General features: G+C 65.6%; 20 protein-coding genes. 8 read left to right on the forward strand and 12 right to left on the reverse strand.

Annotation, left to right across the window (positions count from 1 at the left end):
- Positions 1-32: 32 nt before the first annotated feature.
- Positions 33-1496 (reverse strand): TolC family outer membrane protein, encoded by a 1464-nt coding sequence (locus tag NFH98_RS13705; RefSeq protein WP_108133278.1) that lies wholly within the window; start codon positions 1494-1496, stop codon positions 33-35.
- Positions 1497-1844: 348 nt separating this feature from the next.
- Here NFH98_RS13705 and NFH98_RS13710 point away from each other — a divergent pair, with 348 nt between their 5' ends.
- Complete coding sequence (locus NFH98_RS13710) at positions 1845-2759, forward strand: alpha/beta fold hydrolase (protein ID WP_222568540.1); 915 nt, start codon at positions 1845-1847, stop codon at positions 2757-2759.
- 155 nt (positions 2760-2914) lie between these two features.
- On the opposite strand, the gene NFH98_RS13715 is transcribed toward NFH98_RS13710, so the two are convergent.
- The gene (locus NFH98_RS13715; RefSeq protein ID WP_045992891.1) at positions 2915-3760 is read right to left on the reverse strand and encodes a fructosamine kinase family protein; all 846 of its coding nucleotides are present in this window, start codon (positions 3758-3760) and stop codon (positions 2915-2917) included.
- A 108-nt stretch (positions 3761-3868) separates the two neighbouring features.
- Here NFH98_RS13715 and NFH98_RS13720 point away from each other — a divergent pair, with 108 nt between their 5' ends.
- Complete coding sequence (locus NFH98_RS13720) at positions 3869-4180, forward strand: YqfO family protein (RefSeq protein WP_286985616.1); 312 nt, start codon at positions 3869-3871, stop codon at positions 4178-4180.
- 96 nt (positions 4181-4276) lie between these two features.
- Here the strand turns inward: NFH98_RS13720 and NFH98_RS13725 are convergent, their stop codons facing one another.
- Complete coding sequence (locus NFH98_RS13725; protein ID WP_348826817.1) at positions 4277-4834, reverse strand: NUDIX hydrolase; 558 nt, start codon at positions 4832-4834, stop codon at positions 4277-4279.
- Positions 4835-4935: 101 nt separating this feature from the next.
- Here NFH98_RS13725 and NFH98_RS13730 point away from each other — a divergent pair, with 101 nt between their 5' ends.
- From NFH98_RS13730 to NFH98_RS13745, 4 genes are all read left to right on the forward strand, one after another.
- Complete coding sequence (locus NFH98_RS13730) at positions 4936-5568, forward strand: CoA pyrophosphatase (protein ID WP_052704359.1); 633 nt, start codon at positions 4936-4938, stop codon at positions 5566-5568.
- A 40-nt stretch (positions 5569-5608) separates the two neighbouring features.
- Positions 5609-6268 (forward strand): 2OG-Fe(II) oxygenase, encoded by a 660-nt coding sequence (locus tag NFH98_RS13735; protein WP_045992895.1) that lies wholly within the window; start codon positions 5609-5611, stop codon positions 6266-6268.
- A 12-nt stretch (positions 6269-6280) separates the two neighbouring features.
- On the forward strand, positions 6281-7915 hold the full coding sequence (locus NFH98_RS13740; protein WP_348826818.1) for a PAS domain-containing sensor histidine kinase: 1635 nt from the start codon (positions 6281-6283) through the stop codon (positions 7913-7915).
- Between the two features lie 193 nt (positions 7916-8108).
- Positions 8109-8780 (forward strand): response regulator transcription factor, encoded by a 672-nt coding sequence (locus NFH98_RS13745; RefSeq protein WP_045992896.1) that lies wholly within the window; start codon positions 8109-8111, stop codon positions 8778-8780.
- 83 nt (positions 8781-8863) lie between these two features.
- Here the strand turns inward: NFH98_RS13745 and NFH98_RS13750 are convergent, their stop codons facing one another.
- Positions 8864-9421, reverse strand: coding sequence for a DUF6624 domain-containing protein (locus tag NFH98_RS13750; RefSeq protein WP_124804119.1), 558 nt, complete (start codon positions 9419-9421; stop codon positions 8864-8866).
- Positions 9422-9690: 269 nt separating this feature from the next.
- Between NFH98_RS13750 and NFH98_RS13755 the strand changes: the two genes are divergently transcribed.
- Positions 9691-10164, forward strand: a complete 474-nt coding sequence (locus NFH98_RS13755; RefSeq protein ID WP_124804121.1) for a nucleoside deaminase — start codon at positions 9691-9693, stop codon at positions 10162-10164.
- Between the two features lie 90 nt (positions 10165-10254).
- Here NFH98_RS13755 and NFH98_RS13760 read toward each other — a convergent pair whose 3' ends face one another.
- Complete coding sequence (locus tag NFH98_RS13760; RefSeq protein WP_348826819.1) at positions 10255-11151, reverse strand: MOSC domain-containing protein; 897 nt, start codon at positions 11149-11151, stop codon at positions 10255-10257.
- 88 nt (positions 11152-11239) lie between these two features.
- Positions 11240-11929 carry an aspartate/glutamate racemase family protein gene (locus tag NFH98_RS13765; RefSeq protein WP_222568545.1) on the reverse strand — a complete coding sequence of 230 codons (690 nt, stop codon included), beginning with the start codon at positions 11927-11929 and terminating at the stop codon, positions 11240-11242.
- A gap of 189 nt (positions 11930-12118) precedes the next feature.
- Here NFH98_RS13765 and NFH98_RS13770 point away from each other — a divergent pair, with 189 nt between their 5' ends.
- On the forward strand, positions 12119-13015 hold the full coding sequence (locus NFH98_RS13770; protein WP_045992901.1) for a DMT family transporter: 897 nt from the start codon (positions 12119-12121) through the stop codon (positions 13013-13015).
- Positions 13016-13249: 234 nt separating this feature from the next.
- On the opposite strand, the gene NFH98_RS13775 is transcribed toward NFH98_RS13770, so the two are convergent.
- The 6 genes from NFH98_RS13775 to NFH98_RS13800 form a co-directional block, all read right to left on the reverse strand.
- On the reverse strand, positions 13250-14023 hold the full coding sequence (locus NFH98_RS13775; RefSeq protein ID WP_348826820.1) for an enoyl-CoA hydratase-related protein: 774 nt from the start codon (positions 14021-14023) through the stop codon (positions 13250-13252).
- A 141-nt stretch (positions 14024-14164) separates the two neighbouring features.
- Entirely contained in the window at positions 14165-15016 is an 852-nt protein-coding gene (locus NFH98_RS13780) for a 3-hydroxybutyryl-CoA dehydrogenase (protein WP_045992903.1), read from the reverse strand.
- Positions 15017-15159: 143 nt separating this feature from the next.
- A complete protein-coding gene (locus tag NFH98_RS13785) occupies positions 15160-16788 on the reverse strand; it encodes an acyl-CoA synthetase (RefSeq protein ID WP_045992904.1) in 1629 nt (542 codons plus the stop codon).
- A 124-nt stretch (positions 16789-16912) separates the two neighbouring features.
- Positions 16913-18700, reverse strand: coding sequence for an acyl-CoA dehydrogenase (locus tag NFH98_RS13790; RefSeq protein ID WP_124804127.1), 1788 nt, complete (start codon positions 18698-18700; stop codon positions 16913-16915).
- Between the two features lie 212 nt (positions 18701-18912).
- The gene (lolA, locus tag NFH98_RS13795) at positions 18913-19551 is read right to left on the reverse strand and encodes an outer membrane lipoprotein periplasmic chaperone LolA (RefSeq protein WP_045992906.1); all 639 of its coding nucleotides are present in this window, start codon (positions 19549-19551) and stop codon (positions 18913-18915) included.
- A 188-nt stretch (positions 19552-19739) separates the two neighbouring features.
- Entirely contained in the window at positions 19740-23303 is a 3564-nt protein-coding gene (locus tag NFH98_RS13800) for a DNA translocase FtsK (RefSeq protein WP_349623118.1), read from the reverse strand.
- Positions 23304-23424 lie beyond the last annotated feature (121 nt).

A 23424-nucleotide genomic window follows, 5' to 3' on the forward strand; every position in this document is an offset into this window, starting at 1 on the left:
GGAAGCGGTCAGCCTGGACGCCTAGGCGTGCGTCAGCCGTCCTGACTCGGCGGTGCGCCGATATCGAGAACCGCGTCGTATTCGTCGGCCTCGCCCTGCTCCGGCAGGGTGAAGTTCACCTGCCCTTCCTCGACCAGGAAGGCGTTGAGCTCGGCGATATCCTGGGCGTCGAGCACCCCCGCCTGACGGTGCAGACTGAGCAGGTTGATCACGTAGTTGAAACGGGCATCGGCGTAGTCAGCGATGGCGTTATACAGGTTCTGCTCGGCGTTGAGCACGTCGACGATGTTGCGGGTACCCACCTCGTAGCCCGCGCGGGTGGCATCCAGGGCACTCTGGTTGGAGACGATGGACTGCTTGCGCGCCGCCACCGTGGAGACGTCATTGCTGACCTGTGTGTACAGCGAGCGCACTTGCAGCACCGTCTCGCGGCGCTGGGACTCGAAGTCGTACTGGCTGGACTCCAGGTCGTAGGTGGTCTGGCGCACCGAGGCGCTGGTCCGACCGCCGGTGTACAGCGGCATGCTGGCGCTCACGCCCACCTGGCTGTTGGAGTTGTAGTCCTCGAAGTTGTCACGCTCGTCGTCGCTGTAGGCGTAGTTGGCAAAGGCCTCCACCACCGGCAGATCGGCGGCCCTGGCCACATCGATCCGCTCACGCGCCACATCGACGCCCGCCTGCTGCGCCAGCAGTTCCGGATTGCGCTCGATGGCAAGCTCGATCCAGGCATCACGACTGGACGGCTCGGGCAGCGCAATAGGCAGATCGTCCTGGAGCATCTCGATGCTGTCGTAGCGCTTGCCGGTCAAGCGCTCCAGCGCCTCGAAGGCAACCTGGAGGTCGCTCTCGGCGACGATCCGGTCGGCCCGGGACTGGTCGAAGGTCGCCCGCGCCTCCTCGACCTCGGTGATCGCGATCAAACCGACGTCGAACTGCTCCTGGGCCTGCTCGAGCTGACGCCCGATGGCACGCTCCTGGGCCCTGCGTGCTTCGAGGATCTCGTAGGCGCGCAGAATATCGAAGTAGGCCGACGAGGTGTCGATCAACACCTGCTGCTCGGTAGCCGCCAGGGTGTAGGTCTGCTGCTCCAGCTGGGCCTCGGCCACGTTCACTTCGCGGCTGTTGAGGGCGTCGTAGAGCTTCTGGGTCGCCTGCAGGTTGAGGCCGTAGCTGAGGTAGTCGTCATCGCTGCCGGTGCCGCTGAAGCCGGACTGCGACTGGGTCTCGAAGATATGGTTGTAGGCCGCCTCGCCGGAGGCGGTCACCTGAGGATTGAGATCCGCCTGTTCGACGTTGATGCCTTCTTCCGCACTACTGGTGGTGGACCGCTCGGAGGCCAACTCGGAGTTGTTGTCCAGCGCGTCGCGGGTAATGGTCAACAGATCGGCGGCCTGGACCTGGCCCATCATCAGGGCGGCGACAGCGGCACACAGAAGGCGTCGGCGAGAAGGAACCCGCGAGGTCAGAGTGACGGGGACTGGTCGGGAAGGCGTCATTGATAGCATCCTCGGATCTGTTGCTCGGCGTTGTCCACAAGTCCCTTTGACCAGGCCACAGAGACATCACACCAAGGACGCCGCGCGACGCGAGCACGACCTCCCTGACACACTGTCCTTGCCATTTCCTGGGCGCCTCGACTTCCTGGAAAGCACCGGGTGGCGTTCGAATCTAGGGGTATTCGATATACATACATTGTCGCATGTTTGGCGTCGTATTCTACCGCCCTTCATGCAAGGATGGTGAAAAATTCGCAATTCCGCACTATATTGCTGGCTAAACCACAATGCTGCACTGCAACATAGCCAAGATCGCCCTCCCCTGCAGGACCATCACCAGGAGCCACCATGGACACTCTGAGACTGGTCACCTTCCGAGAGCTCGAGATCGCGGTACGCGTGTTTCATCCCGAGGCCCCCAGAACCGTCATCGCCTGGCACGGACTGGCACGCCACGGCGGTGACTTCGCTGCCCTGGCCCGGGAACTTGGCCCCGAATGGCGAGTCCTGGCACCCGACACACCGGGGCGAGGACTGTCGAGCTGGTCGCTGTATCCTGCCAATGACTACTTGTACTCCCACTACATGACAGTCGCGTTGGCCGTCATGGACCACTTCGAACTCGACCGGGCAGCCTGGGTGGGTACCTCCATGGGAGGGCTGCTCGGCATGCTGCTGGCCGCCGATCCATCCAGTGCAGGCCGCATCGAACGACTGGTGCTCAACGATGTCGGTCCGGAACTGGTGCCACAAGGCCTGGCCGAACTGGCCACCTACTTCACCGTCCCCCACCGTTTTTCCCGCTTGAGCCAACTCGAGGCGGAGCTTCGCCGCCACTACGCCGGCTTCGGCATAGATGACGAGGACGCCTGGCGCCAGCTCACCCTGGAGAGCGCCCGCCGCCTGCCGGACGGTAGCTGGACCTACCACTACGACCCGCGCATCGGCGAGCAATTCGTCCACGACACGCCCAGGGACACCTGGGCCGACTGGAAGGCCATCCGCTGCCCCTTGATGGTCGTGCGTGGCGAAGACTCACCTTTGCTGTCCGAGGATATCGTCACCCGCATGGGCGAGGCCCAGCCACAGCTCGAGACGCTGGCGGTCCCGGGCTGCGGCCACGCCCCGATGCTCGATCGCCCGAGCCAGGTTGCACCGATCAAGGCCTTTCTCGAGAAAAGCCTCGCCGAGCAGCCTCACGAGCCGTCCAGGGCGGTTGCGCGTCCCTGGTGGCGGCGCCTGCTGGGGCTCGGCGCCTCCTGAAGCCCGCTCTGTCTAGGCGCTGTCCGAAAAGTCGACGAGCGAAGGTTAGACAAGGCAAAAATCGGTGAGAAAGCGCAGTTTACGGGGTGTAAATGAGCATTTTGATCCGATTTTTAACGCCGTATTACCGAGCGCAGGCACTTTTCAGACAAGCCCTAGTCGTTGGAGTCCTGCTCCAGCCGCGTGATCGTTCGCAACACTGCCGCGTGATAGCCACGGCCGAACAGCAGCAGGTGATTGAGCAACGGATAGAGCTGGAAGGCGGCTTCGCGCCGGGGCCAGTCGGCGGGCGCGCGCTCCCGCCCCTGCGCCTGCCAGTAGGCCTCGAAAAATGCCTCACCCGGCGCGCCGAACAGCGTCAGCATGGCCAGATCCACCTCCGGGTAGTGGCGATAGACCGCCGGGTCGATCAATGCCGGGCCCCGCGAACTGTGGATGACGTTGCCGGACCACAGGTCCCCGTGCACCAGACTTGGCGCCTGGTCAGGCAGCCACGCCTCGAGCTGGTCGGCCACCTGCCTGAGGCGGGCAAGTTCACTGCGCGACAGCAAGCCGCGGCCGTGGCAGGCCTCGCCCAGGGGCATCAATCTTCGCTCACGCTGGAAGGCGCGTCCGTCGTGAAGCGGCGCATTGGGCTGGGGCGTCGCCCCGCAGGCGTTGTCGTGCGCCCAGCCGTGGGCGGCCTCGCAAGGCGCGTGCAGCTCCGCCAGCCCTCGACCCAGCGCCGTCCAGTCGGCGGGCCCAGGCTCCAGCGCTTCCATCACCAGCCAGGAGCCGACCTGGCCCATCACTGCGGGTATCACCAGCGAGCTACCGGCATCGCCGAGCGCGGCAAGGCCCTCGGCCTCTCCTGCCAGGCGTTCAGGATCGTCGCGCTTGGCCACCACCGCGCCCTGGGCTGTCTCGATCCGCCACACCTCGGCCATATCACCGCCCGACAGGGCACGTGGCGGTGCCGTGGCGGCTAGCCCCAGCGTCTCGAGGGCGTCATTGAGTTTCATGCTGGCTCCTGCTGGCTGCTGGCAGATTCGCCGGGCGCAGGTTGCGCGTCGCCACCCTCGGGTGGTACACCCGGCTCGATCATTCCCCAGCTTACGCAAGGAGACCCCATGTACAAGCTTGCCTTCTTCGTGCCCAGAGACGACGCCGAGGCGGTCAAGGAAGCCGTGTTTGCCACGGGTGCCGGACGCATCGGTGAGTACGAGGCCTGCTGCTTCCAGACCGCCGGTCAGGGCCAGTTTCGCCCGCTGGACGGCGCCGACCCGCACATCGGGCAGGTGGGTGAGCTTGAGCGGGTAGAGGAATACAAGGTGGAGCTGGTGTGCGAGGACGAGCTGATCGGCGCCGCCATCTCCGCGCTCAAGCTGGCCCACCCCTACGAGGAAGTGGCCTACGACGTCTGGCGGCTGGCAGATCTGTGACGCGAACGAAAGCGGACGAGCCGGCCGGTGGCCTTTCGAATCTGCGGTGGGCCACCGGGGGCAACCCTGGCCCCGGCAAGCCTTGGACGTATGGCGTCAGGCGCTGCCGAAGAAGCGCCTGCGCTGATCCGGTGTGATATCGCTGATGTGCAGCGGGTAGGTCGCGCTTGCGCGGTCCTCGAAGAAGTGACGCAGGGTACGCTCGATGGTGGGAAAGGCCAGTTCGTCCCAAGGCACCTCGTGCTCCTCGAACAGCGCAACTTCAAGACTCTCGGGACCGGCGGCGTAACCTCCATCGAGCTCGGCGAGAAAGATCATGAACACCTGATTGATATGGGGCAGGTCGATCATGGTGTAGAGCCCCGACAGCGCTACCTCGGCGCAGGCCTCCTCGCGAGTCTCGCGCCGTGCTGCGTCCGGGGTGGTCTCGCCGTTTTCCATGAATCCCGCCGGCAGCGTCCAGTAGCCTTCACGCGGCGCGATGGCGCGACGACACAGCAGCACCCGTGACCCGCAAACCGGCAGCGTGCCGGCCACGATGCGCGGGTTCTGGTAGTGGATGGTGCCGCAGTCGTCACACAGGTAACGCGGACGGTCGTCCCCCTCGGGGATGACGAAACGGACGGTCTGCCCGCAATGGCTGCAAAAATTCATGGGCTGCAATCGTTCATGTCGCTCCCGGCTCGGGAATGGAGGACGGGCTTGACGCCACTGCACGGGGCTGGGTACAAGGAGTGAAACCCTGCGGATCCCCCATGTTAGAGAAACTTCGCAAACGCCTGCAAGCGCATTCCCCCCGCCGCCTGACGCTGAAGCTGCCCGAGGCGGCGGTACTCATTCCGTTGGTCGATCGGCCCGAGCCCGGCCTGCTGTTCACCCGCCGCGCAAGCCACCTGTCGACCCACAGCGGCCAGGTCGCCTTTCCGGGCGGCAAGCGGGAGCCTCATGACGCCGACCTGCTGGCCACCGCCCTGCGCGAGTCCGAAGAAGAGATAGGCCTGCCCCCCGGCCAGGTAGAGGTGCTCGGCCAGCTCTCGGATGTGCTGTCGCTGCATGGTCTCAAGGTCACCCCTTTCGTCGGGCTGATTCCGCCGGATCTGCCGCTGGTCCCGGACCAGGGTGAGCTGGACGCGATCTTCGAGGTGCCGCTGTCGCACTTTATCGATGACCAGCGTACCCACACCGACGTGATCCCTGTGGACGGCAACGACATCTATGTGCCGAGCTACCTGATCCCCGCCGATCAGGGCGACGACTACGTGATCTGGGGGCTGTCCGCCATGATGCTGGTGGAGCTGCTGGCCAAGGGATGCGACCTGGACATGAGCCTTTCTCGCCGCCCGGAGGGTAGACTACGCCATCTGCCTCCGAGAAGAGCGCCAAGATGACCAGGCACGGCCCCGCGATGACAAGACGAGCACCGATTTCATGAGCTACCCCGATCCCTGCCCCCTGCCGCCGCAACGGATGGAGGAGCTGGTGGACGCCCTGGTGGAACGCGGCTTCTATGTCGGTGAAGCGATGATCGACGCCGAGCTGTGCCAGGCCTTGCACGCCGAGGTCGAGGGCCGAGCGCACCAGCAGGCCCTGGCCCGGGCCGGCATCGGCCGCGGATCCGACTTCGATACCCGCGAAGACATTCGTGGCGACGCCATCCACTGGCTCGATCGGGAAACCCTGGCCCAGCGCCGCTATCTCGACGCCATGGGCGAACTTCAGCAGAGACTCAACGAGAGCCTGTTTCTCGGCCTGTTCGAGTACGAGGCGCATCTGGCCCGCTATCCTGCCGGAGCCTTCTACCGTCGACATCTCGACAGTTTCCGAGGCCGCGCCAACCGCGTGGTCTCCACGGTAGGCTATCTCAATCCCGACTGGCCGGAAGATGGCGGTGGCGAGATGGTCATCTACGCTGAACAGGACCCGCAGAGGGAGCTCACCAGGGTCGCCCCCAGGGCCGGCACCCTGGTGTGCTTCTTGTCCGAGCAGGTGCCGCATGAAGTACTGCCGACCCGCCAGCCCCGCGCCAGCATCGCCGGCTGGTTCAGACGCAATGCCTCGCTGGGTGGCGTGGTAGACCCGGCTCGCTAGGGCCTGATGACCATGCGCCACGACAGCAACGACGCTAAAGCCTCCAGCGCCGAACCGCGAACCGAAGAGGAACGCTTGCGCCAGCAGGTAGAGGCGCTCAGCGAACGGGTACAGCAGCTCGAACAGGAGAAGCGCCACTATCAGTGGCTGGCCGAGAGCACCACGGATCTGATCTCGCGCCACGACCACAACGGCGTCTTCCTTTACGCCTCCCAGGCCGCCAGGACCCTGCTGGGCTATGATCCTGACGACTTGATCGGTGTATCGGCCTACGACCTCTTCCACCCGGACGATCTGGCGGCGCTGCTGTCCAAGTCCCCTCGTATCTACTACCACGAGGGCTTCTACGAGCAGACCTACCGTTTTCGCACCCGCAGCGGCCACTACATCTGGTTCGAGACCACCAGCCGTACCCGTCGCGACCCCGCTACCGGCGAACTCACCGACGTGCTGTGCGTCTCCCGCGACGTCAGTCGGCGGGTCGAGTCCGAGGCACGCCGCGAGCGTCTGGCAAGGGTGGTGGAATCGACCACCGATTTTGTGCTGTTCTGCGACCAGGACGAACACGTGGTCTACTGCAATCAGGCCGCACGTAGCCTGTTCAGGCTCGACGAAGAAGGCGCAAGCACGACCATTGCCGAACTCTTTGTGCCAACGTCGGCACAAAGATGGCGTGAACAGGTGCTGCCTGCCGTCACCCTGGAGGGGCGCTGGAGTGGCGAGCTGGCCCTGGCGTCACCCTCGGGCGAGATCCCGGTGCTCAGCGTGGTCCAGCTGCACCGTGAACAGGGAGGGCAGACGCGACTGTCGATCCTCAATCGAGATCTCAGTCTGCGCCTGGAGGCGGAGGCCCAGGCACGCCGCCATCAGGAGCAGATCACCCACGCCAATCGCCTGGCGAGCCTGGGTGAACTGGCCACCAATATCGCCCACGAATGCAATCAGCCGCTGGCGGCTATGGGCAACTACGCCAGCGGCGCGCTGATGCAGCTCGAGCGCGACCCCGACCAACCCGCCCACCAACTGGCGCTACCCCTCAACCGCATCAACGATCAGATTCAGCGCCTATCCGAACGCTTCAAGCATATCCGTCGCTTCGTTCGCCGCGGCAGTCTTCACCTCGCGCCCCAGGATCTCGCCGAGATCATTGGCCAGGCCTGCGACCTGTGCGAGCCCCAGTGTCGGCACGAAGGCGTGCATCTGGCGTCACGCCTGGCCCCTGGCCTCGACCCCGTCATGGCCGACGCCATCGGCCTGGAACAGGTACTGGTCAACCTGATACGCAACGCTCTCGACGCCTGTCGCGACATCGCCACTCCGGCCAGGCCTCCGTGCATTCGCCTGGAAGCCTACCCTCTTGGCTCCCGCGAATGCTGCGTGGACATCGTCGACGACGGCCCCGGCGTGGCACCAGAGCAACGCCAGGGCCTGTTTACGCCCTTCGTCAGCGGCCGCAAGGACGGTCTCGGCATGGGGCTATCGATCAGCCTGTCGTTGATCGAGGCCATGGGCGGCAACCTGGTGCTGATCGATGACGTCGACCCACCGAGCGCAGACGCTCTTCCCCCCGCTACCGGTGCGAGACGGCCAGAAGATCCTGACGCGCCACAGGGTGCGCGCTTTCGTATTACCCTGCCCTCCGCCTGAGGGCTTGAACAGCTGATCCCTCGGCGCGTCCCCCGACTTGAGGCGCCAAGCGCCAGCCAGGCGGCGACCAGGCACCAGGCTTTGTACGAAAACCCGGCGACCAGGCATCGCCTGGCACGGTCCCCTTTGGCCAGGGGATCGGCTAGCATAGGGGCCTGCCCGCGAGACTCGCCCAACCAGCGAAGTGACCATCATGCCCGTCGACACTGCTGACCAGCCAACCATCGCCATCATCGACGACGACGATGACCTGCGCGAGTCGCTCGCCTGGCTATTGCAGTCGGTGGGACTTGGCAGTCAGGGCTACGCCAGCGGCGACGCCTTTCTCGCCTCGTCGCGGCACCATGAGGTGCTGCTGCTGGACGTGCGCATGCCCGGCCTCAGCGGTCTGCAGGTCCAGCAGCGGCTGGCCGAGCGAGACCGTTGTCCTCCCCTGATCATGATGACCGGTCACGGTGACGTGCCCATGGCGGTCGCCGCGCTGAAGGCGGGAGCCTTCGACTTCATCGAAAAGCCCTTCAATCAGCAGCAATTGATCGATGTCATCCAGCAGGCGCTGGCCCACCACCAGCACCGGCAGCGGGCCCAGGCCGATCTCGAAGAGCTGCGGCAGCGATATGAAGGGCTGAGGGCCAACGAACAGGCCATTCTGGTCGAGGTGGCCCGCGGGCTTACCAGTCGAGAGATCGCCGAGAAGCTGACGCTGAGCGCCAAGACCGTGGAGGTCTACCGTCAGCGCATCATGAAGACACTCGGCGCCGATAGCCTGGCGCATCTGGTCAGGCTGGCCGTGGCGCTGGGATTGGTGGCAGCACTGCCCGGGCAGGATAGCGACGTCGGCCGAGATGCCGGCGCGCCGTCATGAGTCTGGTGATAAGGGCAGAGTGAGAGGCCACCAACTGGCAGCCGACTCAGTTCGACATGCAGCAGGAAGTGAAGCAAAGCGGTTCAGGCCGAACGCCGTAGCCAGTCATCCGGACCCGCTAACCCCGGTCCCCTCAGCCGTGCCAGACGACTGGACAGCGGCTCCAGCCCGAGCGCCTGACGACGCCGATCGACGTCATCCGGCCGTTCGATGACGCTGGGCACGGGCCAGCCGTCGTCGCCGATCTCGAATTGGGTGCCATAGCGCTGAGGCCGACCGGTCAGGACCCTTATGCGATCCTCGAGAAAGGCCAGCTGCCACCCGGGCGCCTGGCCGGCGGCAACCGCCTGAATCAGTGCAGAACAGCAGCGTTGCATGAAATCCACGTCGAAAACCGCGTGCATCGCGATGTACCAGGCTGCTTCGCTGCCGTCTTCCCCGACGGTGTCCTTGCCCGGCCAGCCGTGACGATCGATGACCGCAGACAGACGCTCGGCGTTGGCCTGATGCAGCGCACGCACTCGCGGATGATAGTCGGCGGAGGGGATCTCCCCCGAGGCCGCGAGTTCATCCAGCAACGCTCTATCCTGCTCGGCCAGCGCCACCATCTGCTGGGCCAACATGGTATTCCTCGTGTTCATGCAACGCACCTCATTTGCAGGCCAGCTTGCCGACAACCTACAGCGTCCTAGGGTTACCCTTCGGCATCAATAGTCGATCCGCCGGGCGCTGCGTAGGAAAATGCCGACGCCAGAAGCATATTTCAGTGAAGAATCACGTATCTGGCTGTCCGTCATCTGACAACTTTGGTCCATGCTAGAGTCAAGCCAAGGCCACAGATATCCCTCCCCGGAGGCATCCTTCCCCAGGCAGGAGGCCGCCCGCGAATCATCTTTATGAGGAATACTGAATGAATTCGACCGATCGTCAGCACCTGCGCCGCTGCGTTGACCTGGCCAGGGAGGCCCTCGAGGCTGGTGATGAGCCGTTCGGCTCGCTGCTGGTGGATCCGCAAGGGCAGGTTCGCTTCGAGGATCGCAACCGCGTCGCCGGCGGTGACGCGACCCGCCACCCCGAATTCGCCATCGCCCGCTGGGCGGCCGAGCACCTCAGCGTCGAAGAGCGAGCGCACTCGACCGTCTATACCTCCGGTGAACACTGCCCCATGTGCGCCGCGGCGCATGGCTGGGTCGGACTCGGACGCATCGTCTACGCCAGCTCCTCAGAACAGCTCGGCCGCTGGCTAGGCGAGTGGCAGGTGGCACCTGCCCCGATCGCCCCGCTGCCGATCCAGACCATCGTGCCGAGTGCCGAGGTGGAGGGGCCGGTTGAGGAGTTTGCCGACGAGATTCGCGAGCTGCACCGGCGGCTCTACCGGAAGTGACGTCGTGATGGAGGACGGGAAGAACGTGAGAGCATCGAGAAGGCGGACAGCGGCGTCGAGTCGTTGGCCGACAACGCCGGTGATCAACCGTCAGCTCAGGCTCTCGAGCACGTCGCCCACACGCAGGATGGCCCCCACGCCCTGCTCGACGACGGCATTCTGGCCAAAGAAGGCGCCCTTCCAACCGGGCTGGGTATCCATTTCCACCAGGGTCTTCAACGGTTCCTTGGCCGAGGGCGCCTCACCGCTGCGCTGATCCAGGGTGATGATCTTGCAGCGCTTGCATGGCTTGCGCAGGCCGAGGCGATAGCCGGGCCCGGCCAACGAGGCCCAATCCCGTTCGGCGAAGGGATCACCGCCCGACACCACCAGGTTGGGGCGGAAGCGCTCCATCGGCACCGGCGCCTCCCCCTTGGCTTCCAGCCGCTCGTTGAGCGCCGCCAGCGAGGCCTCGGAGGCGATCAGCAGGGGGTAGCCGTCGGCAAAGGCGGTATGCACCACACCGCGTTCCGCCGGCGGCAGAAACTCGGTCTCTACCCAACGGCGCTGCTCGTGGGGCAGGCGCACCAGCCGCAACCGCCGGAAACGTCCCGCTTCGCCCCGGGGTTCTGGCAAGGACTTTGGCAAGGGCTCTGGCAAGGACTTTGCCAGCGCTTCTGCCAGCCAATTCGCCGCACCGTCGCCTTCGTCCAACGCCTGGCATTCGCTCTGCCAGACCCGCACCCGGCGCACCGCCGCCTTCGGCTCGTCCAGTGACAGCACGAGCGGCGCCATCCTCTCGTGGACCAGGCGCAGAGTGTCGGACGACAGTTCGACACCGATGGTCGCCAGGGCGGGGATCTCACGCTGGGTGACGAAACGACCGTCGTCGTCGACCAGCATCCAGCGCCGATCGAAGGCGAGCCCGCGCTCGGTGAGTTCAGCCCGGGACAGCGCGATGCCGCGCAGCGACTTGACGGGGTAACAGGCGAGAGTGGAAAGCTTCATGGGCATCCTTGCCAGAGGGGCATCGTCTCAAGTTGGTGGCATGGGCACTGCACGGTGCCAGTACCAGTGCTAATAACCAGTACCAGTATCAGCCTAGCGCCAGTTCGACGGCCCTGCGGGCGTGAATGGCCGTCGTATCATACAGCGGAATCTCGGTGTCGGCCTGAGCGACCAGCAAGGCGATCTCGGTGCAGCCCAGTATCACCGCTTCCGCACCACCGGCCTTGAGCTCTTCCATGATCGACAGCATCACCTGGCGTGACGCCTGCTCGATTTCACCATGGCAAAGTTCATCGTAGATGATCCGGTGGACCTGATCGCGCTGGGCCTTCTCGGGTACCTGTACCTCGATACCGTAGGCCTCGAGCCGGTCCTTGTAGAAGCCCTGCTCCATGGTAAAACAGGTGCCGAGCAGCCCTACCCGCTTGACCCCGTCGGCGATCAGGGCATCGGCGGTGGCGTCGGCAATGTGCAACAGAGGGATATCCACCGCCTTTTCGATGTCTCGGGCCACCTTGTGCATGGTATTGGTACACAGCACGATAAGGTCCGCGCCCGCCTCCTGAACGCGCCAGGCGGCGTCGGCGAGCAGCCCGGCGGCATCCTCCCAGCGGCCCTGATGCTGAAAGGCCTCGACCTCGGCGAAGTCCAGACTGATCAAGGCAATCTTGGCCGAATGATGTCCACCAAGTGCGCGGTTCACATCCCGATTGATGACCTGGTAGTAGCTCACCGTGGACTCCCAACTCATGCCGCCCAACAGCCCGATGGTCTTCATAGCGCCCTCCCGAGGACTTCCCTGGCCCAGTCAGTGTTGCGGTACCGTCTACTTCAGCATACAAGAGTCATCGGTGGCTCACAGCACCCTCACCCTCAACGGCTTTCCTGTTTCGCGCATCTCGCATACTCTTAGCGGGCTAGCAAAAGTGCTACCACTACCTCCTCCGTCCCACGACAAGGAATCTCGATGACGGCCTCAGACACCCTCAAGCTGGTCCTGCTGTCGAGCCTGTGGGGACTGTCCTTCATCTTCATGCGGGTGGCCTCGCCGGAGTTCGGCGCCGTCCCGGTGGTGATGATCCGCATGGGGGTCGGCGCCCTGCTGCTGCTGCCCCTGCTGGCATCACTGCACTACCTGCGCCAGGTGCGCGACAATATCGGACGCCTGGCGCTGCTCGGCTTCATCAACCACGTGGTGCCGTTTTCACTGCTGGCCCTGGCGACCACCCAGCTCGAGGCAGGCTTCACCTCGCTGATCAACGCCACCACTCCGATCTTCACCGCGCTTATCGGCGCCGCCTGGTTCGCCACGCCGATTCGCCGACGTCAGTACCTGGGTCTGGCGCTGGCCTTCGTCGGTGTCTACGTGCTGTCCGCCGATCGGCTGGACTTCCAGCTGGGCGGCGATGGCTGGTACATCCTGGCGATTCTCGGGGCCACCTTCTGCTATGGCATCGCCGGCAACTATTCGAAGACCCACCTCGGCCATCTGCCGGTACGCGTGCTGGCCGCCGGCAGCTGCTCGATGTCCGGGCTGATGCTGCTGGTACCTGGGCTCCTGATGTGGCCGCAGCAAGCCGTCAGCATCGAGGCCTGGGGCAGCGCCCTGGCCATGGCGGTGCTGTCCACCACTGTCGCCTTTCTGCTGTTCTTCAGCCTGCTGGCCAGCGCCGGGGCTACCGCCGCCTCTACCGTGACCTTTCTGGTACCGGTCAGCGCCCTGCTGTGGGGCTATGTGCTGCTCGACGAGACCCTGGGGCTGCGCACCCTGGTGGGCATGGCCATCACCCTGGCAGGCACCGCTGTGGCCACCGGCATGCTGTCGCCGGGCCGGGACAAGGCCACGCGACCATTGCCCCGCTAGGCGCCCCCAGAACCTTCGCGCCTGAATGACGAAGCGGCCATGGCGTTCGCCATGGCCGCTTCAGTGCTAGGCGCTGTCCGAAAAGTCGACGAGCGAAGGTTAGACAAGGCAAAAATCGGTGAGACAGCGCAGTTTACGGGGTGTAAATGAGCATGTTGATCCGATTTTTAACGCCGTATTACCGAGCGCAGGCACTTTTCAGACAAGCCCTAGCTGAAGGCTTGTGAAAGGGACTCAGAAGTTGGGCTTGCGCTTCTCGACGAAGGCGCTCATGCCTTCGCGCTGCTCGTCGGAGGCGAAGCACAGGGCAAACAGGCTGGTCTCCAGCGCCAGGGCGCTGTCCAGATCCTGGTCCATGCCGTCGTGGATCACCTGCTTGGCACTGCGCACCGCGCCGGGGCCATTGCCGGACAACTGCTTGGTCAGGGTGGCGGCGTAGTCCTCGAGCTCGGCCTGGGACATCACCTGGTTGACCAGGCCAATGCGCAGGGCCTCCTGGGCGTCGATCTTGCGACCGGTGGTGCAAAGGTCAAGCGCCATGGCCGGGCCAACCCGACGTGGCAGACGCTGGGAGCCACCGAAGCCGGGAATGACCCCAAGCAGTACCTCGGGCTGGCCAAACACCGCGTTGTCGCTGGCCACCGCCCAGTCACAGGCCAGCGCCAGCTCGCAGCCGCCGCCGAGGCAGAAGCCGTTGACCAGCGCCACCACCGGCACCGGCAGCGTCTCGAGGCGCTTGATGGTCTTAAGCGCCTGACAAGCGAAGTCGCGCGCCTCGAGCGGGTTCATCTCGCGCATCGCGGTGATGTCGGCACCGGCCACGAAGGACTTCTCGCCGGCGCCGGTGATCAGCACCGCGCGCAGGCCCTCGCGACCTTCGAGCCGATCAAGGATCTCGGCCAGCGCCTCGATGACCTCGCGATTCAGGGCGTTCAACGCCTTGGGACGGTTGATGGTGAGGCGTACCACGCCATCGTTGTCGACCATCTCGACCAGTTGTTCGCTCACGAAATGCTCCTTGTCAGAGTTGTCAGTTGTCGGCGAGGCCCGCCTGGCGTCGGCGGAGCCTGGCGCGTTCGTCACCTTTGGCCCAACCCTAGCGAACGCTTGGTAGGCTCACAAGCCATCCTTTCGGCGCATGCCACCGCCTCAACCGCTGTAGTCGTGAAAGCCGCGGCCACTCTTGCGTCCCAGATAGCCGGCGTCGACCATCCGCTTGAGCAGCGGGCAGGGACGATACTTGGGATCGCCGAAGCCATCGGCCAGCACATTCATGATCGCCAGGCAGACGTCCAGGCCGATCAGGTCGGCCAGCGCCAGCGGGCCCATCGGGTGGGCGGCGCCAAGCTTCATGGCGGTGTCGATGTCTTCAGCGCTGGCCACCCCTTCCTGCACCAGGAAAGCCGCCTCGTTGATCATCGGCACCAGCAGGCGGTTGACCGCGAAGCCTGGGGCGTCGCCGATCGCCACGGCGGTCTTGCCCATGGACTCGGCCAGGGCTTCGACACGGGCCACGGTCGCGTCGCTGGTCTGCTCGGCGCGGATGACCTCGACCAGCTTGAGCACCGGCACCGGGTTGAAGAAGTGCATGCCGACGACTCGTTCTGGCCGCTGGCACACCGCGGCCAGACGGGTCAGCGATAGCGAGGAGGTGTTGGAGGCCAGCACCGCCTCGGGGTTGAGCTCATCGAGCTCCCGGAACAGGCGTTCCTTGAGCTCCGGCGCTTCCGGCGCCGCCTCGATGATCACCCCGCAGTCGGCCAGGGCCTGAAGCGAGTTGACCGTGGTCAGGCGCGCGCGGGCCTCGTCCCGCTGTTCGGCACTTAGCCGCTGCTTTTCCACCAGCTTGGCAAGGCCCTTGTCGATCGCCGCGCTGGCCCGCTCCAGGGCGGCCTCGGCAACATCATAAAGGCTCACCTCGAAGCCGCTTTGCACCAGCACCTGGGCGATGCCCTGCCCCATGGTTCCACCACCGACCACACCGATCCGCGTCTCGCTCACTAGCTTTCTCCCTTGATGGATATTTCCCTCGATCATGACACAACCACGCCGCCCCCGGTCACCCCGACGGCGGCGTCTGATGATCTGCTCCCCGCCCTGTCTCGGGCGGGCTTACCCTGCCATCAGCGGATGGCAGGCGGCGATCAGCTCTCCTTGGCCTGCTGACGCAGCACGAACTTCTGGATCTTGCCGGTCGAGGTCTTCGGCAGTTCGGTGAAGACGACGCGCTTGGGCACCTTGAAGCGCGCAAGCTTGCCCCGACAGTGCTCGATGATGTCCTCTTCGGTCACCTCACCGCTGGTGGCCTTGAGCTTGACGAAGGCGCAGGGGCTTTCGCCCCACTTCTCGTCAGGCTGCGCCACCACCGCGGCCTCTTCCACCGCCGGGTGGGCGTAGAGCGCATCCTCGAGTTCGATGGTGGAGATGTTCTCGCCGCCGGAGATGATGATGTCCTTGGAGCGATCCTTGATCTCGATGTAGCCATCGGCGTGCCACACTGCCAGGTCGCCGGTGTGGTACCAGCCACCATCCAGCGCTTCCCGGGTGGCGGCCTCGTTCTTCAGGTAGCCCTTCATCACATTGTTGCCACGCATCATGATCTCGCCGATGCTCTCGCCGTCCTTGGGCAATGGCTCCAGGGTCACCGGGTCGGCCACGCAAAGCGCCTCCAGCATGTGCCCACGCACGCCCTGGCGGGCCTTGATGCGGGCACGCTCCTCCAGCGGCAGCTCGTCCCAGGCCTCGCGCCAGGCGCACACAGTCACCGGACCATAGACCTCGGTCAGGCCATAGACGTGGGTCACATCGATACCGAGTGACTCCACCCCGGCGATCACCGCAGCAGGCGGCGCTGCTCCTGCGGTGGTGGCCTTGACCGGGTGGTCGATGGCGCGACGCTGGGACTCGTCCAGATTGACCAGTCCGTTGAGCACGATCGGCGCACCGCTGAAGTGGGTCACCTTCTCGTCGGCGATCAGTTCCATGATCTTCTTCGGGTCGACCTTGCGCAGGCAGACGTTGACCCCGGCGTTGGCGGCGATGGTCCAGGGGAAACACCAGCCGTTGCAGTGGAACATCGGCAGCGTCCACAGGTACACCGGGTGATGTGGCATCGCCCACTCGAGGATGTTGCTCACGGCGTTGAGGTAGGCGCCGCGATGGTGATAGACCACGCCCTTGGGCTTACCGGTGGTACCGGAGGTGTAGTTCAGCGAGATGGCGTCCCACTCGTCTTCGGGCAGGCGATAGGGGTAGTCGGCGTCACCTTCGGCCAGCAGGTCCTCGTACTCGATCTCGCCCAGGCGCTCGGCCTGGCCCTCGAACTCGGGATCCAGCACGTCGATGATCAGAGGCGGTTTATCGAGGCCCTTGATCGCCTCACGTACCACCTCGACAAACTCCGGGTCCACCAGGATCGCCCGGGTCTCGGCGTGTTCCAGCATGTAGGCAATCGCCGAGGCATCGAGACGGATATTCAGAGTGTTGAGTACGCAACCGGCCAGGGGCACGCCAAAGTGAGCCTCGAACATCGCCGGCACATTGGGCAGCATCACCGACACCGTATCCCCCTTGCCGAGCCCACGACGCTCCAGCGCCGAGGCCAGTCGCCGGCAGCGCTGCCAGGTGGTGGCCCAGTCGCGGCGCGTCTGGCCGTGGACCACCGCCGGCAGGTCCGGATAGACGCTGGCCGCGCGTTCGATGAAGGTCAACGGCGAGATCGCCACGTGGTTGGCCGCGTTGCGCGGCATGCCCTGGTCGTAGATGTTGCTCATTAGACACTCCTGATTGAAGGTCGCATGCGTAGCCACTGGCGGCCTGCGCCTCGCTACGAGGGAAATGACGATGGCCGATCCTGAACAGAAGATAGCCGCCGGTGGACACCGACGGCCAATCGGTTCAGCCAAGCGATACGCCAAGCAGTTCGTCGAAGCCAGCCTCGATGACGCGACGCTGGGCGCACCCCTCGGGGAGCCACTGGCGCACGGCGAAGTCGGCACAGGCCAGCTTGCGCCGGTAGAAGTCGTCGTCGCTGCCGGCGTCCAGCGCGGCCCGGGCGATGATCGCCGCGCGCCCCATCTGCCAGGCGCACAGTACGTGGCCGGTCAGCGACAGAAGCGGTGTGGCGTAGGCCTGGATGGCGTCGGCGCCGCGTTCGGCGTCTGCCCCCGCCTCCAGCACCAGGGCCGCACAGGCACGCAGATCCTCGGCACCGGCGGCAAGCTCTGCCCCCAGCGGAGCAAGAGAAGAATGGGCTGACAGCGCTTCGGCGGTGGCCTGCACTTCGTCGATCAGCAGTGACAAGGCCGCGCCGCCATCGCGCTGGAGCTTGCGACCCGCCAGATCGAGCGCCTGGATGCCGTTGGTGCCCTCGTAGATCGGTGCGATACGCACGTCCCGCAACAGTTGCGCGGCGCCGGTCTCCTCGATGAAGCCCATGCCGCCGTGGACCTGAACACCCAACGAGGCGATGTCCACCGCCTGGTCGGTGGAGAAGCCCTTGACCACCGGGATCAGCACCTCGGCCCGCGCCTGGGCCTCGCGACGGCGCGGTTCGTCCTCATGGTGACGAGCCACGTCGAGTTGCTGAGCGCACAGCAGCGCCAGCGCCCTCAGGGCGTCGGTGCGCGCCCGCATCGACAGCAGCATGCGGCGCACGTCCAGGTGCTCGCCGATGGTGCATGGCTCGCCTCCGCGGGACGGTGGTGTGCGTCCCTGGGAGCGATCGTTGGCGTAGGCCAGGGCGTGCTGGCAGGCACGCTCGGCGACACCGATACCCTGGATACCGACCTTGTGGCGAGCCTCGTTCATCATCGTGAACATGTGGTTGAGGCCGCGCCCGGCCTCCCCCACCAGATAGCCGACGGCGCCGTCCTTCTCGCCGAAGCTGAGGGTGCAGGTGGGACTGCCGTGGATGCCCATCTTGTGTTCGATGGAGGCACATACCACGTCGTTGCGCTCGCCAAGCGAGCCGTCCTCATTGACCAGGAACTTGGGCACCAGAAACAGCGAGATGCCCTTGTTGCCCTCGGGGGCGTCGGGGGTGCGCGCCAGCACCAGGTGGATGATGTTCTCGGCGGCCTCGTGTTCGCCCCAGGTGATGAAGATCTTCTGGCCGAACAGCCGGTAGTGATCGCCTTCCGGCACCGCGCGGGTGCGCACCCGAGACAGGTCCGAGCCGGCCTGAGGCTCGGTCAGGTTCATGGTGCCGGTCCAGCTGCCTTCTACCAGACGCGCCAGGTAAAGCTGCTGGAGTTCGTCGCTGCCATGGTGAGCCAGCGCCTCGATGGCACCCGCGGTCAGCATCGGACACAGGCCCAGCGCCATGTTGGCGCCATGCAGCATCTCCTGCACGCTGCTGGCCACCACCTCGGGCAGCCCCTGACCGCCACGCTCCTCGGACACACCGATCCCGTTCCAGCCGCCCTCGGCGTAGGCCTGGTAGGCCTCGGCGAAGCCGTCGGGCAGTGTCACGCTGCCGTCTTCCAGCCGGCTGCAGCCCTGGCGATCACCACTGGCATTGAGCGGCGCCCAGACATCAGAGGCGAGCTTGGCGGCCTCCTCGAGTACAGCGTCGACCAGCTCGGGGCCAACCTCGGCAAAGGGGGCCAGGTTCAAGGACTCGTGCTCGAGCATTTCCGACAGCACGAAGGACAGGTCTCGCAGGGGAGCGGCGTAGGGATACATGGGGCACCTCGTGAAAACGATACCCGGGATAGTAGTTTCCCTAGTCGGCTCACACTATTGGGCCAAGGTCGCAGTAGACTTCAGGGTTGATCGGGGACAAGCGGCGTGCTCGATAGCGCACGGTAAGGAGGGAACGGACAGAAAATGGGAGGCCGTGGAAAAGGTGCGGAAGGGAGGCCGCCGCCGAGCGTGATCGGCGGCGGCAGGTGTGATCAGCGGGTCTGGCGAATCACGTCGGTACCCTCAGGCACCTCGAAGCGGTAGCGCTGGTCATCGATGTTGCCGTTCTGCTCGGCGTTATCGAAGGCGATGGCGGTACGCTGACCGGTGCTGTCGGTCATCTCCAGCGCCGCCAGCTGCTCGCTGTAGAAGGTCAGGCGCAGGCTTTCGAACAGGGTGTCCGAAGCCTTGGGCTCCAGGGTGAAGGTCTCGGCGGTGCCTTGCTGCGAGCTCTTGACCTCGTAGCTGTCGGTGAGCTCATTGGCGCTGCCGGACAGCAGCAGAGCCGGGGTGTGGGTGATGCGCTCATCCAGCGGCTGGATGGTGGCCTGCTCGAGATCGGGGTCATAGAGGGTGACCTCGTCGCCGTCCGACACCACGATCTGCTCGTAAGGTGCCTTGACCTCCCAGCGGAACTTGCCGGGGCGCGACAGCCACATGTGCCCTTCGGTCTGCTGCAGGCGCTGGCCACTGCCGTCGAGGATCTGCTGCTCGAAGTCGGCGGAATAGGTGTTCAACGGCTCCAGCATGCGGGTCAGGCGCTCAGCGCCGTCGGCCAGGGCGGTGGCGGGGATCGCCAGCGCCAGGGCCAGCGTGGCAAGACCGGAACTCAAGGTAAGGCGTGCGGGCATAGCGTCTCTCCGTCGAAATCGTCGAAATCCTTGTCGCGCCGGAGCGGCTCCGGCGCCGGGAGGATGTCCGTTTGAGTCCAGTATGCCTGGCAAGTTGCCGCTGAACCCGGTCGTGACACCCTCTTGCATGGTGATTACATCCTGACGCGACACTGTCCCCAAATGGAGACAGTGTCGCGCCGATCGGGTTAGCCTGCGGTGGGCGGCGGTGCCAGCACCTCTCGCCCGCCGTTGCTGCCCATGGACGATACCACCCCGGCCATCTCCATGGCCTCGACCAGGCGTGCGGCGCGGTTGTAGCCGATCTTGAAGCGCCGCTGGACCGCCGAGATCGAGGCTCGGCGCGTCTCGGTGACGAAGGCCACGGCCTCGTCATAGAGGGCGTCCTGCTCGGCGTCGCTGTCATCGCCGGTGCCTTCGGCCTCGAGCCCGGTCAGTGCATCGGCGGAAACACCACCGGAGAGGATCTCGTCGATGTACTCGGGCTCGCCGCGCCGCTTCCAGTCTTCCACCACCCGGTGCACCTCATCGTCATCGACGAAGGCGCCGTGCACGCGGGTCGGCTGACCCGAGCCCGCCGGCAAGTAGAGCATGTCACCATGGCCCAGCAGGTTCTCGGCGCCGCCCTGATCGAGGATGGTGCGGGAGTCGACCCGCGACGACACCTGGAAGGCCATGCGGGTGGGGATGTTGGCCTTGATCAGGCCGGTGACCACATCCACCGAGGGACGCTGGGTCGCCAGCACCAGATGGATACCGGCGGCGCGGGCCTTCTGCGCCAGTCGGGCGATCAGCTCCTCGACCTTCTTGCCGACGATCATGAACATGTCGGCAAATTCGTCGATCACCACCACGATGTAGGGCAGCTTTTCCAGCACCGGCGGGGTCTGGTGCATCTCCCAGGGCTGGGGCTCCCACAATGGATCGGCCACCTGGGCACCGGCCCGCTCGGCCTCATCGAGCTTGCTGTTGAAGCCGGCGATGTTGCGCACTCCCATGGCGGCCATCAGCTTGTAGCGACGCTCCATTTCGGCCACGCACCAGCGCAGGGCGTTGGCGGCCTCCTTCATGTCGGTGACCACCGGCGCCAGCAGGTGCGGGATACCGTCATAGACCGACAGCTCCAGCATCTTGGGATCGACCATGATCAGCCGAAGCTCGTCGGGGGTCGCCTTGAGCAGCATCGAGATCAGCATGGCGTTGACCCCGACCGACTTGCCCGAGCCGGTGGTACCGGCGACCAGCACGTGGGGCATCTTGCCCAGGTTGGCCACCACCGCGGCGCCGCCGATGTCCTGACCCAGCGCCATGGTGAGACCGGAGGCCTCGTGCTGGTAACGGTCCGAGTCGATCACCTCACGCAGGCGGATCATCGCGCGATTGGGGTTGGGGATCTCGATACCCACGGTGGGACGGCCGGGTATCACCTCCACCACGCGTACGCTCTTGACCATCAGCGAACGCGCCAGGTCCTTGGCCAGGTTGCTGATCTTGGAGACCTTCACCCCCGCTGCCGGCTTGATCTCGAAGCGGGTGATGACCGGGCCCGGCCAGGTATCGACGACCTCGGCCTTGACGCCGTATTCGCGCAGGCGCATCTCGAGCAACTCCGCCATGTCGGCCAGTTGCTGCTCGGTGTAGTTGGGCTGATGCGGCTCCGGCGGGGTCAATAGCCTGAGGCTTGGCAGCTCGCCGTCGGGTTCCGGCAGGTCATCGAAACCGGGACGCTGGCTTTGCAGGTGCTCTACCGTCCACAGCGTCGGGCCGTCGTTGTCGGCGGCCTCACGGGCTTGCTCGGCGGTAGCCACACGTCCTTCGCCCACGCTGTCGTGGCCTCCGCCAACATTCGCGCCCGCGGCGTCGTGACCTGGCTCAGCGCGGGGAGGCTCGGCCGGCGTGCCGGCGTCGCTGCGGGCCGCTTCCTGCTGCACGCGCTGACCAGCATCCTGACCAGCGTCCTCAGCAGAAGACGGACGGGGAGAAGAACTGGGGGCCTGGCTCGAGACACTACGCGGCGCCTCATGGGTGGCCGCCAACAGACCGGCACCCGCCCCTGCAGCGATGGCGCCGCCAGCCAGGGCACCACCGTCATCAGGCAGCACCGGCTCGGGGATTTCCTCGGCACGACGCTCCTCCCGACGAGGCTGCGTCTGGTGGCTCGACGGCTCCTCCCCGTGAGCGGGCTCTTCCCGACGCGGCTCCTGTGGAGCGGCGGGCGCCGGCGCGGACGGCGCAGCCTCGGACTCCTGAGAAGAGCTAGGCACGGCTGGCGCGGCTTCGGGCGCAGTTTCGGGCGCCTGCGGAGAGCGCGCCTGTGAAGAGCGCGCCTGTGAAGAGCGCGCCTGTGAAGAGCCAGGCCCGGCGGGCGCGGCCCCGGGCGCCTGTGGAGAGCGCTCCTGTTGAGAGCCCTGCGCGGCTGGCGCGGCACCGGGCGCCTGCGGAGAGCGCGCCTGAGAAGTGCCAGGCGCGGTTTCGGGCGCCTGTGGAGAGCGCGCCTGTGGAGAGCGTGCCTGTGGAGAGCGTGCCTGAGCAGTAGGCCCGGCTTCGGGGGCCTCTAAAGAGCTCGGCTCGCTTGCACGTTCAGGCGAAGGCACCGGCGCATCCCTCTCTGCACGCAGCGACATCGGCTCTTCTGCCCTTGCCGCCGAAGGTGCCCCTGCCGCAAAACTGCCGCCCAGGGTCGGCTCTCGCCGCTCTCTGGAAGCCGTGGGCTCCGGGGCCAGGGTCGGCTCTCGCCGCCCGCCCTCAGGTTCGGTGGGACGGGTGTCCCGCGGCGTTGTGGTGCCGTCCTGAACGCTACCTTCATGGCGACGGCGAGGCGCGGCCTCGGCAAAGCGTTCGGTATAGGCAGCGCCAGGCTGCTTGGCCGACGGCGTGGATTCCGCCACGTCCCAGGGAATATCGGTGTTGCCGTCGTCGCCCATGGACGACCCCGCGGCCTCATTCAGGTCGGTCGGTGTCCCCTTGCCGCGCAGGCGCTGCCACAAGGAGGGCCGGGGCGTCGTATCGCTTTCCTCGCCATCTTCGCTGTCGATCGGCGATGACGCCTTGGCCCTGGGCTCAGGTGCACTGTGCTGGTCGGCGCTCTGCCCTGCGTCGTCCTCGTCTTTAGACGATGCGAAGCGGGACTTGAGCCAGCGTCCCAGCAACAGACAACGGTGGCCCGCCTCGTCCATGACATTGAGCCAGGACAACCCGGTAAACAGCGGCATTCCGCCCAGGATAGCGACAACGGCGAGCAGACCTGTTCCGCCGACGCCCACCAGTGGCCGCAGGGCGCCGACCAGCCCGACTCCGAGGATGCCACCGGTGGAGTATGGCAACACGCTGTCGGGCTGATGGAAGTAGAGCGCCCCCAGGGTGGTGCACCCCAGCAGCAGCAGAATCAGCCCGCCGCAGCGCACGGCCAGGGCGGTCGCATCCCACTCGAACTCCACTCGACGGGAACGGATCAGATACCAGGCGGCAAACGCCAGCATGCCTGGCCACCACAGGGCGCTGATGCCAAACAACGAATACAGCACGTCGGCGAGCCAGGCCCCGATGGGGCCCATCCAGTTGGCCACCGCGGTCTCGGGGCCACTGCTCGACCAGCCGGGGTCCGCCGGCTCGAAGCTGAACAGTGCCAGCAGCAGGAATACGCAGGCAGCCAGCAGTACGATGATCACACCTTCCCTGGCAGAGCCATGCAGACGCAACCCGACCTTGCGGGCGGTCTCCTTGGCGGCTGCCGCCGTCGCGCGCGACGACATGGACTTCTTGTTGGCACTCAAACGGCCTTCCCCTTGCGCCATAACGGCGTCTTCCATCCTTCTGACTGGCGGTCATGATACCGAGCCAGCCGGTGAGCGAATAGGCCCAGCATACCTTGAG

The organism is Halomonas sp. H33-56 (assembly GCF_040147035.1).
Classification (GTDB): domain Bacteria; phylum Pseudomonadota; class Gammaproteobacteria; order Pseudomonadales; family Halomonadaceae; genus Halomonas; species Halomonas litopenaei.

Coding starts and splice junctions, on each gene's coding strand:
- NFH98_RS13705 (WP_108133278.1), bottom strand. CDS start 1,496: ATGACGCCTTCCCGACCAGTCCCCGTCACTCTGACCTCGCGGGTTCCT.
- NFH98_RS13750 (WP_124804119.1), bottom strand. CDS start 9,421: ATGAACACGAGGAATACCATGTTGGCCCAGCAGATGGTGGCGCTGGCC.
- lolA (WP_045992906.1), bottom strand. CDS start 19,551: ATGCCCGCACGCCTTACCTTGAGTTCCGGTCTTGCCACGCTGGCCCTG.
- NFH98_RS13790 (WP_124804127.1), bottom strand. CDS start 18,700: ATGTATCCCTACGCCGCTCCCCTGCGAGACCTGTCCTTCGTGCTGTCG.
- NFH98_RS13735 (WP_045992895.1), top strand. CDS start 5,609: ATGAGCTACCCCGATCCCTGCCCCCTGCCGCCGCAACGGATGGAGGAG.
- NFH98_RS13740 (WP_348826818.1), top strand. CDS start 6,281: ATGCGCCACGACAGCAACGACGCTAAAGCCTCCAGCGCCGAACCGCGA.
- NFH98_RS13800 (WP_349623118.1), bottom strand. CDS start 23,303: ATGTCGTCGCGCGCGACGGCGGCAGCCGCCAAGGAGACCGCCCGCAAG.
- NFH98_RS13720 (WP_286985616.1), top strand. CDS start 3,869: ATGTACAAGCTTGCCTTCTTCGTGCCCAGAGACGACGCCGAGGCGGTC.
- NFH98_RS13710 (WP_222568540.1), top strand. CDS start 1,845: ATGGACACTCTGAGACTGGTCACCTTCCGAGAGCTCGAGATCGCGGTA.
- NFH98_RS13730 (WP_052704359.1), top strand. CDS start 4,936: ATGTTAGAGAAACTTCGCAAACGCCTGCAAGCGCATTCCCCCCGCCGC.
- NFH98_RS13765 (WP_222568545.1), bottom strand. CDS start 11,929: ATGAAGACCATCGGGCTGTTGGGCGGCATGAGTTGGGAGTCCACGGTG.
- NFH98_RS13715 (WP_045992891.1), bottom strand. CDS start 3,760: ATGAAACTCAATGACGCCCTCGAGACGCTGGGGCTAGCCGCCACGGCA.
- NFH98_RS13755 (WP_124804121.1), top strand. CDS start 9,691: ATGAATTCGACCGATCGTCAGCACCTGCGCCGCTGCGTTGACCTGGCC.
- NFH98_RS13770 (WP_045992901.1), top strand. CDS start 12,119: ATGACGGCCTCAGACACCCTCAAGCTGGTCCTGCTGTCGAGCCTGTGG.
- NFH98_RS13725 (WP_348826817.1), bottom strand. CDS start 4,834: ATGAATTTTTGCAGCCATTGCGGGCAGACCGTCCGTTTCGTCATCCCC.
- NFH98_RS13785 (WP_045992904.1), bottom strand. CDS start 16,788: ATGAGCAACATCTACGACCAGGGCATGCCGCGCAACGCGGCCAACCAC.
- NFH98_RS13745 (WP_045992896.1), top strand. CDS start 8,109: ATGCCCGTCGACACTGCTGACCAGCCAACCATCGCCATCATCGACGAC.
- NFH98_RS13760 (WP_348826819.1), bottom strand. CDS start 11,151: ATGAAGCTTTCCACTCTCGCCTGTTACCCCGTCAAGTCGCTGCGCGGC.